General features: G+C 36.0%; 10 protein-coding genes and 1 pseudogene. All 11 read right to left on the bottom strand.

The features are described 5' to 3' along the window. Positions 1-274: 274 nt before the first annotated feature. On the bottom strand, positions 275-997 hold the full coding sequence (locus N2201_05940) for an acyl-CoA dehydratase activase (GenBank protein MCX7785747.1): 723 nt from the start codon (positions 995-997) through the stop codon (positions 275-277). After that, a complete protein-coding gene (locus N2201_05935) occupies positions 982-2,013 on the bottom strand; it encodes a uroporphyrinogen decarboxylase family protein (GenBank protein MCX7785746.1) in 1,032 nt (343 codons plus the stop codon). Before N2201_05935 ends, N2201_05940 begins: the two co-directional genes overlap by 16 nt. A 70-nt stretch (positions 2,014-2,083) precedes the next feature. Continuing rightward, a complete protein-coding gene (locus N2201_05930) occupies positions 2,084-3,508 on the bottom strand; it encodes a 2-hydroxyacyl-CoA dehydratase family protein (GenBank protein ID MCX7785745.1) in 1,425 nt (474 codons plus the stop codon). Positions 3,509-3,511: 3 nt separating this feature from the next. Continuing rightward, positions 3,512-4,486, bottom strand: coding sequence for a 2-hydroxyacyl-CoA dehydratase family protein (locus tag N2201_05925; GenBank protein ID MCX7785744.1), 975 nt, complete (start codon positions 4,484-4,486; stop codon positions 3,512-3,514). After that, complete coding sequence (locus N2201_05920) at positions 4,477-5,622, bottom strand: ASKHA domain-containing protein (GenBank protein ID MCX7785743.1); 1,146 nt, start codon at positions 5,620-5,622, stop codon at positions 4,477-4,479. Before N2201_05920 ends, N2201_05925 begins: the two co-directional genes overlap by 10 nt. Continuing rightward, positions 5,609-6,514 carry a hypothetical protein gene (locus N2201_05915; protein ID MCX7785742.1) on the bottom strand — a complete coding sequence of 302 codons (906 nt, stop codon included), beginning with the start codon at positions 6,512-6,514 and terminating at the stop codon, positions 5,609-5,611. The genes N2201_05920 and N2201_05915 overlap by 14 nt, the downstream gene beginning before the upstream one ends. Continuing rightward, entirely contained in the window at positions 6,507-7,139 is a 633-nt protein-coding gene (locus tag N2201_05910) for a corrinoid protein (protein MCX7785741.1), read from the bottom strand. Before N2201_05910 ends, N2201_05915 begins: the two co-directional genes overlap by 8 nt. Positions 7,140-7,519: 380 nt before the next feature. Further along, complete coding sequence (locus N2201_05905; protein MCX7785740.1) at positions 7,520-8,311, bottom strand: methyltransferase domain-containing protein; 792 nt, start codon at positions 8,309-8,311, stop codon at positions 7,520-7,522. Between the two features lie 24 nt (positions 8,312-8,335). Further along, the gene (locus N2201_05900) at positions 8,336-8,497 is read right to left on the bottom strand and encodes a hypothetical protein (protein ID MCX7785739.1); all 162 of its coding nucleotides are present in this window, start codon (positions 8,495-8,497) and stop codon (positions 8,336-8,338) included. A 249-nt stretch (positions 8,498-8,746) separates the two neighbouring features. Next, the gene (locus N2201_05895; GenBank protein ID MCX7785738.1) at positions 8,747-10,513 is read right to left on the bottom strand and encodes a T9SS type A sorting domain-containing protein; all 1,767 of its coding nucleotides are present in this window, start codon (positions 10,511-10,513) and stop codon (positions 8,747-8,749) included. Between the two features lie 18 nt (positions 10,514-10,531). Beyond that, positions 10,532-11,491, bottom strand: a pseudogene (selD, locus tag N2201_05890) (selenide, water dikinase SelD). Between the last annotated feature and the right edge of the window lie 996 nt (positions 11,492-12,487).

Here is a 12,487-nt window from a genome sequence, read left to right as displayed (position 1 = left end):
ACCCAAGACACTTAACGCGAGATGTATCAAATGTTGGGCATTTGGGAAATGGAGATTACGAAGTACATTTATATGATGATACTGAACTTGAATATATAATTGATTTAGCAAAACAATCATATAAGTTTAATTCTCTATAAAATTCAGCCATAAAGTCAGATACTATCATCCGTGATATTCCGTATAAAATTTAGGACTAATCTTTCAGTTGTTTTATTAAATAGTGTCTAACATCTCGGACATGAAATCTAATCCTGATCTATTTTAGTCTGTTTTAAATCGACAATGCAGCACCGATGGCACCGATGAATTGAGCCTCAGGTGATACGATTATTTCACCTAAAATTCTGCGCATTGATTTTACCAGTCCGGGATTCAACGCACCGCCACCGCAAAAAAGGATAGGCGCTTCTATACCTACTTGTGCGCCAACACTTCTTATTCTTCGAATCAAAGAGTCACAAATTCCGGCAGCGATATCTTCTTGCGATTTTCCTTGTTCAATCAAACTTAAGATTTCACTTTCAGCCATTACGACACATAGCGAATCAATCATTTCAGGTCGGTCAGATTTAACCGCCAATTTACCAAATTCTTCTAATGTCAGATTCATTGATTGTGCAATCTTTTCAATAAAGTTACCAGTCCCGGCCGCACAACGGTCGTTCATCACAAATCTGTCAACTTTACCATTGCTGACTTTAATTATTTTCGAATCCTGTCCCCCAATATCAATAATTGTGCGCACTTTCGGCTCAACATAATAAGCGCCTTTACCAAATGCGGTAATTTCGGTAATAATCTTATCGGCATTTTCAACCAGTTCGCGTCCATAACCAGTCGCCACTATTTTGTCATACCCCTGAAGATGTGATTTAATCATTTCAATTGCTTGTCGTGGCTTAAATGCAGTCTTAACGACCAGTTTCTTTTCTATTTTGTCACTAAACAAAATCGCTTTGGTGTAACTTGTTCCTACATCTAATCCCAATACCATCCATTCTCCTTTGCTGATTGGATAAATGTTTTGATGTTTTCTTTTGGTGTAGGTATCGGCACTTCACAACCTGTGGCTGCGATATAACCTTTTGCTGAATGCATTCCTAATTTTACCATATTTTTTACTTCCTCAGCAATATTTTTAGTGCTGGACAACAATAATTTTGAGGTATTATAATTACCAATTATACGCAGACGGTTCGCCAGTTTTGCTATTACGGTTTTTAGGTCAACCAAATCAATGCTAATTAAATCAGCCCCGGTTTGCGGTAATAAGTCCAGAATCGGATAGGTATTACCACAAATGTGTAGAATGACATCTAAATCATATCGGTGGAGAAAATCAATTACTTTTCTTTCATAGGGCAGAGCGAATTCTTGATATGTCTTAGGACTAATCACACTTGATGAAGCCAGTGGGTCAACTAAGATTGGCAGACCGCCGGCGTCGATAATATGGTAGCAAAATTCAATTACGGCTTCAGTAGATTTTGCCAAAATTTTTTTGATATAATCCGGCTCTTTAATAATCTGCACTAAAAACTTATTTGGGTCTGACAACATCATTCCGGTTGTGAATGGCGCTGGCACATAAGCAAGTATTGGCACTTTATCACCGAGCGAGGCATAAGTATATTCGATCGCTTCAAGATAAACCGGCAGTCTTTTGTCCTTTTGCGGATTAGGAATTTTAAGGTTATCAATATCAATTTGCGCTAGAATCGGTTTTTTTTGCACCGGCAAATCATCGTCTGGATAATCGAACTCTGAACCCATTGCTTCGGCAAGTATTCCAACTTCTGAGAATATTGAAATCGCGTCGTGTTCGTATTCTTCAAAAGCCGCAATTTGTGCTCTCGCCATAGTTTCGCCATTAGTATAATAATCTTTTAACTTCACTCCTTTAATTTTAGCCGAATGCGCCGTGATAAGTGGTATTACATTACAACGGTCAGGTTTTTCATCGATCACTAATAATCCAAAGCGTTCGCGGGGAGTCAATTTATCTTTCATAATATTTTTAATGATATTTTATAAAAGATAAAGCATACACTTTGTAAGTAAAATTAACATCTATGGCTGTTTAATTTTTTATTGTTTCTAAAAATGCGGCGATACGCGTTTTTAACTGTTCAGTAATTCCTGTAGGTGCGGGAACATCAATTGTCAGAACCGAAATTTGATTCAATATCTGCGCAATCAGTTTTGTTTCCATTGCACAATGCGAAGCGCCTAACATATTAGTGATAATTACGCCCTTGATTTTACCCTGCTCGATTTTTTCTTTGATGCGTCTCACGCGCTCATCGGTTGAGCCGATTAATGATGCATTTAGAAATGACCGGGCTAAGGCATTGAATGGATTTATATCTTCCTCAATTTCAACTAATGCTTGATTAATTACATATTCAGTTGTTATTACCCGACCGCCCAGGTCCTCAACCAAATTTAATAATATTGGGTCAGCAGAAGGCGTTATCCAAGCTATTGGTATCGCTTTTTCCGATAACACGCCAATGCCTCTTTCCACTCGTTTTTGAACCGTCTCATAGACCATTTCGCAGATACTAAACCATTCATCAAAATCGGCATAACCGTATAAATTACCAAATTCAATCACCATCATTTCTAAAGCCGGAAAAGGTGCGATTTCTGCATTATAAACCAATTTCTTAATATCTTCAACCAGCCGTCGTAAACGATTTGCCTTTTTAATGGAAAGTTCAAGCAAGGCAATATCATTAACCTGGGTTAATTCTATCATACTATGCCAGACCTTTTTATATTCATCAACCAAATATTTTTCTAATCGTGCCGGGTATTGATAACCTTGAGTTGTTACTTTATATTCCTCGTCAGGGAAATGTTGTGCCTGCGCTCGGCGATACGGAATTTCTAACCATATTAATTTGTGTCCCAGATGTTCCACCATCTGCATAATACAAGAATAATCATCACAAGACGCACCAGTAGAAGCAAATAACAGATCGGGTTTAGGAAAGTATGCTTTTTTATCAAAGGCAGCAAGTGCTGCCCGGACAAAGCAACTTGCTTCCGGCATTCCCAATTCGCTGGCACGGTCTAATAATACATTTGATTCACTGAAAAATGGTGTCCACCAAATACATTCAGGATAAAATGGAATGCAGTCCGGAAATGCCATTACAATAATTGGCACAATGCCCAAATCGCCCATAGTGGCAATTACTTTTTTGCCAATCTGTTTGGCGCGGAAGAGACGCTCTGATTCATTAAAACTGAAACCCCAAAGTCTGAGTGCTGCTAACGAATTATCAAACTTTAGGTGTCGTAACTGTCTTGCTCCATAGACCATAAAAGTTGCTGGCGGAAACAAATATCGGCCCCAGTCATTATTGTTATAATAATAGAAACTGTTAATAAAATGAGTGTCCAGCAACCTAAATTTAGCGCTCCATTCTTTTAAAGAAATCTTTTTCGGCAAACAATCCGAAAAAATCTGATTAATCTGTTCAATCTGTGCTTTCATTTTCTACAATATTTCGGCAAAGGCGTTAATGCGCACCTTTAACTGACTTATATTCTGAAAAGAATAGTCGCTTCTAATTTTGAGCAGAGGCAAGTTGAACTCGCTTTCGATTCTTTTTAGTTCGAATTCGTAACTGTCGCAATAATCTAAAGTCCACGCAACAATACCAACGCAGTTAAGCCTTTGTAGTTCGCTTTTGATATACTCATAATATTTATAGTTTGGTCGTTTTACAATATCAGATATCTGATTATAATATGCTGATTTTATGCCATCCAATGTCTTGTTTTTAATATTAATATTTATGTTGCGTGATAATCCATTAATGAAATCGCCAACAATTCTTAAATCTTTTTCCAGAAGTTGCAAAATTTGATTCGATTCATAACTTATGGTACTTCCCAATAAATATACCCTGGGTTTATTACTCTGTTCTGGTTTAATTTCAAAACGTTTACCAATATTCCCTTGATAATAATTTATTATTATCTGATGAAATTGTGAAGTTGACATTAAAGAAGGTGTCGTCTCTCTTAGCGCATTAAGTTTCCGATAGTATTCTCTCTCTTTTTCCCACTTATCAATTTCTTCGGCAATTAATGGAGAAGTAAATTTTTTCTGCGCCAGGTATTCTAATTGGTGAAACAGCCAGTCAATTTCGTCATAAAAGATTCGAGGTCTATCAGTTCTGGGAACATTTATTAGATAGACCGGCACCTCCGTTACTTGGTTTAATATATCAAACATTCGACGAGACATATCACAGCCAGTTGAACCAACTACTGCTTTAAATTTATCTTTATTATTAGTCAGATAACTCAGATTGGATTTTATAAAAGGACAGGCATCGACGCGGACAAAATTTTCACCTTGTTGAGACAGCCCAATATCTCCGTGTAAAAGAGCATATGGTTGGAATCCAGTTAAAGACAAAAGTTCCACCGGAATATAAGAATAGGTGTAACCGATTAGTTCCATGGAGATAAGTTCATTGCTTGGATAAATACTTGGGGAAAATCTTTTTCTAAAGCAAGTTCAATATGAGTGCTTGATTTTCTGATTGCTTCTACTTGTTTTATTTGGGCTCTGTTAAGTAAAATGGCAACAGCACCTTTTAACGGTAAATTGTCTTCAAATCTTATTTTTTTTATACCCTGGGGAATTAGTCCGAGTCTAACTAATATTGATTTATTTAATTTATCACCAAACTCGCCGGTAATAATTACTTCATAAATATCAGATGGTTTTAGATTCGCTTTCATCAACAAAATCTTAACGCCGGCATGGATGGCGGCAATTGCTAATTGAATTTTTCTCACATCTTGCTGAGTAACTTTAAACCCTTTCAAATTCATTGGTCGGACTAATTGGCCATTGTCTTTGAGCCATTTTTGTTTAAGCATTATTGTAAGCAGACTGAGTAAACCCGAAGCACAAATGCCTATTGGTTTTTTATTATTAATTGTAGTAAAGGTTAATTTCTTTTTATGGAAATAAAATCTTTTAATAGCACCAGGAATTGCCAGCGTACCCGCACTTATACCGACACCCTCAAATGCCGGTCCAGCCGCAGTCGAAACCGCATAGATTTTTCTATTTTTAATTAACACGACTTCGCCATTAGTCCCAAGGTCAATATATAAATAATTCTTATTCTTTTTATAAATATCTGACGCCAAGATTCCGGCGATAGTATCACCGCCAACAAAACCGCCAATCACTGGAAAAACATAGCCTTGAGGATTTTTTGTTTTTTCCCCACATTTAATAGCCGAGCGAAAGGGAAATTTTGCTAATCCTGAAACTGATTTGTTAAGATAAAATGATTCCATAACCGAATTACCAACTACGGTTGTATAACAAGGATTAAAAATACCCATCTCTTTTTTTATTTCAGTTATTGTGGCAAAAAGTAAATTTCTGAGTCTATTATTACCTTGGAGGGCTTTACTAATGCGTGAAATTACATTAGTGCCTAATGCATTTTGTTGATTATACTTTTTTATCACTCGGATTATCCGTTTGGTGTGTAAATCCACAACACAACCTTTCACAACCATTGTTCCAAGGTCCAGCGCTAGTCCGTAACAACTTTGTGTTTTATTGTCGGGCATATTTTATCATTTCTTTTATATTTTCTGATGGTGTTGTCGGAGGCACATCACATGATGTTGCAATAATAATTGGTGAGTGTTTTAATGCTTCTTCAACTTCTTTTTTGATTTTCCTTTTTGTTCCGTATTGAATAGTTTGCGTTGCCACTCCGCCCATTTTAATTGTCTTGGTAGTTACGAAAATGTCTTCAAGGCTTAATATGTCAGCGTTAAGTTTGTCAAGGAAATTGATAATTGGTTTAATATTTCCACATATGTGGACTCCGGCTAACAATCTTTTTTCTTTAATTTTATTTACAAGGATGCGGAGTGGTTCAAATGCATATTTTTGAAAAATATCTGAAGAAATGACGCTTCCAGAAGCAACGGGGTCGCCAAGAAAAATATTCACATCGAGTGCTACCAGTTGTGCTAAATATTTCAATTGAAATTGCAACGCCTGGTTAATTGTTTGATGCACAAAAAGTTCATCCGTTAATACCAACCGTAAAAATTTATTGATTCCAATCAGAAAAGATGCCAGGGAAAAAGGTCCTTTTATCGACACAAATATAGGACAACTGATTTTCTTTTTAAGAATTTTTACGGCTTCAATAATTATTGGTGTGCGGTCAAGTCTCTTCTCGGTTTGAGCGCTTATGAGAATTGGATAAGGTGTGAACTCTATTTGACAACCCAAAGCTTGTGCCTCAACATAAGGGTCAGTAAAAACCAAAACCATATCATAATCATATAGTTTATATCCATATTCTAAAACCTCAGCTAATTTTTGGGCATCAAATATTACATCAGAAAATTTCTGTTTCAACAAATAGGCGCAATGGTCTGTACTAACAATAGGGAATACTGCTTTTTGGTCTTTCCCTTTTATAACCGCAGTTATTTTATCCACGAATCAACTTCTCTACTAATAAAACGGCTTCAGCCGCATCTTGACCATAACCATCAGCATGAATATAATCAGCAAAGTTTTGATTGAGTGGCGCTCCGCCAACAATAACTTTGACGCATTCCCGAAGATTCTCATTCTCAAGTTCTTTTATCACTTTCTCCATTTGCATCATCGTTGTTGTCATTAAACTGGACAGGGCTAAGACCGCCGGTCGTTCTCTTTTAACGGCACTAATAAACTTTTCAACTGATATGTTATGGCCTAAATCAATAACTTTATATCCTGATGCTTCAAGCATAACTTTAACAATATTTTTACCAATATCATGAATGTCACCTTCAACGACGCCAATTACAATTTTTCCTTTAGACTGTGTAGTCTGTTTTTTCAATAAAGGACTGATAATATTGAAGCCAGCATAAAAAGATTCTGAGGCTAAAAGAACTTCGGGAACAAAATATTTTTGACATGAAAACAATCTTCCTACTTCTTTCATACCAGCAACAAGTCCTCTTTCAAGAATCTCATTGGGAGCATAATTCTTTTTGAGGGCTAAATAGACCATTTCCTTTACTGTGTTTTCATCCATCTGAACAACTGCTTCTTTTATTTTATCTATAATCATTTTGTCTCCAAGATAATAGTCCAAGTGTTTGTCAATTTACTGTACTTATGGTTTCTGTCATTGGTTAAATGTGGCGATGTTCTATAATATCTGCTATAAAATTCTCAATGTTGTCAATGTTACTATCAAAGAACAATTTTATATTCAGTAACTTTATTCAAAAGATTCAAATAAACTCATAATACTGATTTCAGAACTATTGCTCTTTTGCATCACCTGCACCTTCATTATTTTTAATCAGTTAACAAACAAACTTTGGCAAGCGCATTTTTGACCCTAATATTCTCTGACCACCACTCAATTTTTTATATTTTACTAAAACAGAGGGCGGTAATAAATCGAATTTGAAAGAAAACCGCCCTCTCTGATGTGGTTTATCGCTATTTCTGAGCGATATATAAGCCTCGGCCTACTTTATGCTCGTGAGCGGCTTTACGCCAAATCGTGACGAGATTAGATGCAAAGTTGAATAGGTCTTGCCCAAAGTTCTGTATTATTGTCGGTTTGAGTTTATTGTGAACCGTGTCATAATACTCATCAAAGCATTTCGCAAATTCTTCAGTCTGGTCGAGCGCTTCAAGTATCTTAAATCCGTTCTTTTTAAGTAGTTCTTGGTATCCTTCAAAAGTTTCCATATAGGGAAATGCCATTGAGTCATAAAGTGGGTCAAGTTCTTCTTTACTAATTTTACCGGTAATAATCCAGTCAGTAAAACCAATTTTTCCCCCTGGTTTTAGAACCCGATACGCTTCTTTAATCAGTCGGTCTTTATCGGTAACATAACACCAAGCCTCTTGTCCCCATACGATGTCAAAGGTTTCTTTCTTAAATGGTAAATCCATCGCATTTCCTTCATAAAACTCAATCATATGTTCCAGTTTTGCTTCTTTAGTTCTTTGCCGGGCTTTTTCAAGCATAGTTTTAGTCGCATCAACACCTTTGACAAATACACCATATTTAGAAGCAAGATGTCGAGCCGGCGCACCTAAAGCACTACAAATATCACAAACAAGCATGCCTTTTTGTAATCCCAATTTGGTTGCTAAAATATCAGTTGCTTCTGGACCGCCAGAATGTATCTGTTCGCCCATTACTGCTTCCCATAAAAGACCACCAGGACCATCATAAACATCTTGAACATCTTTTATTGTATAGTCTTTAACATAAGTCATATTGGCTCCTTTCTTAATTAATATTTATTTTGAACAGCAGCAGGAACCTTGCTCTGACTTTTTAATTTGCATTGGTTTTCCACAGCAAATAATTTCGCAAGGTTCACAGCAACAACTTTTTGTAACCATAATTTCAACACCGCATTTATCACAGTATAAAACATCGCCTTGTTTTACTGGTTTCATTGTCTTCACCTCCTAAAAATAAAATCTGTTAAAACTGATTAACGATTTATTTAATTTATCTAATAAATTGTGTTGCTGGATATTTGTGGTTAAAAAATTGGATGGTTTATCATAAAACCTATTATATAAAACCCGACCGGGTTTATTAAATGCGCAAGTCAACATTTAATTCCTTTATTGAATCTTCTGTGAATATGCTTCATTTGTAATATATTAAATCCGACTTTGGTAAATGTCAAGGTTAAATGGTTAATTGTCAATTTTAATAATTTTTAACTTCAAGTCTATTTTTCTGCCCTGAAGGTTTATATAATAAATGCCGTTAGCAAGTCTTTTATTAATTATAATATCTTGAGTTCCTTTATCTATTATTCTGTTTGTCACATAAAGATTTTTGCCGTCAACACTATAAAGGCTGACTGTGACTCTATCCGGTTCGTCGGTTATTACAGGAATTTTAAGATAGTTGTTCTGTATTAAACAAGTAGTTTTAGAATGAGACATCTTGGTCCGATTTTCAGTAACATTCGTCGAGCCGCCGATAATCGTAAAAGGCCCGGCTACAACAAAACTTGATTCGGCTGATGTATATACTTTTAGTCTTAGATAACAATTGGTGGAATTAACATTAGGAATTTGCCATTGCTTTGTGCCGTTATTGGGTAAAGGATTAAAAAGTGTTGTCCAAGGTCCATTTGGTCCTTGTGCGGAAAATTGGATTGAGACATAGGAGGTTTCGTTATTAGGCACAGCGCTAATCCATTTGATGAAATTTACGGAACGGGCATAAAATTTTTCATTGCCTTTAGGGAACACTGAGATGATGCTTAAATTAGATGGTGTTGAGGTCTCTTTAAAGAACCGAAGAACATTGCGGTTTGAAGGATAACTTCCTTCAGTAACAACCATTGCAATATCAGGATAGCCGTTATGGTCACAATCTGCCCGACATGTTAAGGCTTGGCCAGTCCCTGATGTCGGGGTATTAAATTGTGTTGCTTGAGTCCATTGGCCTTGGCTATTACCCGTCCAGATTCTTAATAAACCATTACCTTGAGCAATGACATCAATATTTCCATCAGCATCCATATCCCAAAGATTGATGCGTTGAAAACTACTTGAAGTCGGTAAGTTGCCTGAAAAGTTTCGCCAAGTATCGCCGGTCTCATCATAGACATACACCATAATACGACCGGCAGAAGTTATAAAACCAATATCCATTCCACCGTCATTATCAACATCGCCGACGCCAATGCTGCGATAGCCAACAGAACCCGGCGAAGGTAAGTTATAGTGTGCGGAGGTAAAATTACCATTACCATCACCAAAATAAACGCTTGCATATTGGTGGGTAGCAGCAAAATCGGCTTTGCCGTCTTTGTTAAAATCTCCGAAATAGAACTCCATATTAGAATTACCGCCAATAAAACCAAAACTACGACGCCAACTGCCATTCATCATATTTTGATAGATATGAATACCATCACTGGCACCAAAGGAAACTGAACCAATATCTAAATCACCGTCATTATCGACATCAGCAAAATCAGTGCCGAACATTCCCCAAGTTTGTCCATGCATGCCTAATGAATCGTCCCAAGGAGTCCAATTCATTCCCGTGCCATCACCTAACGCAACTTCCATCAATTGATTACCAAAATCTGTGCTTGAGTAATTGTGATGCATACCATAACCAACATCTAAATAGCCGTCATTATTCACATCACCAATGGCAATTCCACCATAACCAAAATTTCCGTTCATATAATTAGTCCATTGACCTTGACCATTGCCAAACCAAACCATCACGCCATGTTCTGTAGCATTAATATATGGTGAACCGTGGTCACCAATGGAGAGAATATCAGGATTGCCGTCGTTATTAATATCAGCAAATTCCAATTCGGTCCGACCGCCTTCCCAATTAGGTGGGGTTAAACCAGTAGAGGATTCAATATATTGCAAACAAAAACACAATGAAACAAAAAATAATAAGAAAATTAATAACTTTTCCATTATCATCTCCTGCAAATATTATGGAATAATTCTTAATTTTTGGGGATTATTAGCCGTCACCTTTCCAATTATATAAAAATTGCTTTGGTATTTTTGTCTAAATTCTTCCAATCTATTTCCCGGCATTGCGATTGCTAACCCGCCTGATGTTTCTGAACCAAAGATAAGCAATGAAAGAGTATCGTCAACTTGTTCTTTAATCACATCTGAAGCAAAAGAATTCAAATTCATCCCAATGCCTGGTTCAACAATACCAGATTTTAATATCTCAACTGCTCCTTTAAGAATTGGAACTTTGGATAGAGATATTTCAATACCGACATTACTGGCTTTTGCCATTTCTAATAAATGTCCAACCAGACCATAACCAGTAATATCAGTTGCCGAATGGGCGATTTCCCGCATGGCTAATGAAGCCTCTTTGTTTAATGTGGTCATTGACTCAATTGCGGGCTGTAAATATTCATTAACATCTTTACCCAGAAGTTGGGCTTGAACAATTGTGCCAATGCCAATTGGCTTTGTTAAAATAATTATATCGTCAACTTGAGCCTTATCATTTGTGATAATCTTATTAGGGTTGATATAACCAATTACTGACAAACCATATTTGATTTCATCTGAGACAAAGGTATGGCCTCCGCAAATAGTGACTCCGGCTTCTTTTGCTTTGTCTTGTGCACCTTGAAGCATTCTGCCCAAAAGTTGTAATTCACCTTTACCGGGAAATCCGACTACATTCAACGCCAGTTTGGGGTCTCCGCCCATTGCATAGACATCAGAGATGCTATTAGCCGCAGCAATCATTCCAAAAGTATAGGGGTCATCAACAATTGGTGCAAAGACATCAACAGTATAGACCAAGGCCAAATCATCTGTCAGTTTATAAACACCAGCATCATCAGCCGTGTTTATACCAACTAACAAATTGGGGTCTGTAATTTCTGGTAAAAATGCTAATGCCTGAGCCAACTGGCGGGCTGAGAGTTTAGAAGCTCAACCCGCACATTTGACGAAAGACAACAGTCCTTTACCTGATAAGTACGATTCTCTACTTTGATTTACATTGCTCATATAATTTATGCCCTACTTTTTTTGTGCTCTATTTTTACATTTTGCGTCACCATCAGTCTTAATTACATCTCCATTAGTACTTATCCGCATTTTCTGCCGTCAATATTTTTCTTTTACAATTTTATTATACTTTCTTTTAGAAAATATGCAATACTATTTTTATTATAGACCTATCAATTCTGAATTTATACAAAAATATTAAACAATGCAATTTTCAATTAGTAACGACAAATTGAAACCTTTGCAAAGGTCCTTTTGCTACCAAATACACTAAAAATTATTGAACATCCTATCAATCTTCTGCGTCATCAGTATTTTTAATGACATTTTAGAGTTCTTCTATAATTAGAGTTCTTTTATAATTAGAGTTCTTTTATTATTAGAGTTCTTTTATTATTAGAGTTCTTTATTATTAGAGTTCTTTATTATTAGAGTTTTTTATAAAGAGTATTGTGAAAAGTGTCACTGAAGATATTTCTGACAAGCATTTGTATCAAAGAAACCATAGAAAAAATAAGAAAAATATTAGGCAAGCCCTATATCTTCAATGGTAAGAATTGACTTTTTCCTTAGGCTTTCCATATAAAACTTGACAAATTTTGATATTTTTTATAAAGTATGTATTTTTATAATGTATATATTTATAGATATTTTTTATTAAAGTATATATTTATAGATATTTTTTATAAAGTATATGTTTATATCTAAATTTTTAATGTAAAGAAAGGCGGTGATAAATATGATTAAAGCCACGGTTCGGACCGAACGATGGCTGGAAAAGTATAATGAACCGAATCCGCTCAAACGGCAATCCGTTAAGGCACAAGTGGCTTATGAGTTTGAATTGCAAGAAAAGATTGATACGGCGATTAAAACCATCTTATCTGAATATCCTAATTC

The organism is candidate division WOR-3 bacterium (assembly GCA_026418155.1).
In the GTDB taxonomy this organism is placed as follows: Bacteria; Hydrothermota; Tepidihabitantia; order Tepidihabitantales; family CAIPLT01; genus JAOABV01.
The sequence above is the reverse complement of the archived record's forward strand: the minus strand, read 5'-3'. Positions and strand labels throughout refer to the sequence as shown.

What these genes read in the sequence shown, in the direction of transcription:
- N2201_05940 (MCX7785747.1), bottom strand. Translation starts at nt 997, where the DNA reads ATGGTATTGGGATTAGATGTAGGAACAAGTTACACCAAAGCGATTTTG.
- N2201_05925 (MCX7785744.1), bottom strand. Translation starts at nt 4,486, where the DNA reads ATGGAACTAATCGGTTACACCTATTCTTATATTCCGGTGGAACTTTTG.
- N2201_05910 (MCX7785741.1), bottom strand. Translation starts at nt 7,139, where the DNA reads ATGATTATAGATAAAATAAAAGAAGCAGTTGTTCAGATGGATGAAAAC.
- N2201_05895 (MCX7785738.1), bottom strand. Translation starts at nt 10,513, where the DNA reads ATGGAAAAGTTATTAATTTTCTTATTATTTTTTGTTTCATTGTGTTTT.
- N2201_05920 (MCX7785743.1), bottom strand. Translation starts at nt 5,622, where the DNA reads ATGCCCGACAATAAAACACAAAGTTGTTACGGACTAGCGCTGGACCTT.
- N2201_05900 (MCX7785739.1), bottom strand. Translation starts at nt 8,497, where the DNA reads ATGAAACCAGTAAAACAAGGCGATGTTTTATACTGTGATAAATGCGGT.
- N2201_05935 (MCX7785746.1), bottom strand. Translation starts at nt 2,013, where the DNA reads ATGAAAGATAAATTGACTCCCCGCGAACGCTTTGGATTATTAGTGATC.
- N2201_05930 (MCX7785745.1), bottom strand. Translation starts at nt 3,508, where the DNA reads ATGAAAGCACAGATTGAACAGATTAATCAGATTTTTTCGGATTGTTTG.
- N2201_05905 (MCX7785740.1), bottom strand. Translation starts at nt 8,311, where the DNA reads ATGACTTATGTTAAAGACTATACAATAAAAGATGTTCAAGATGTTTAT.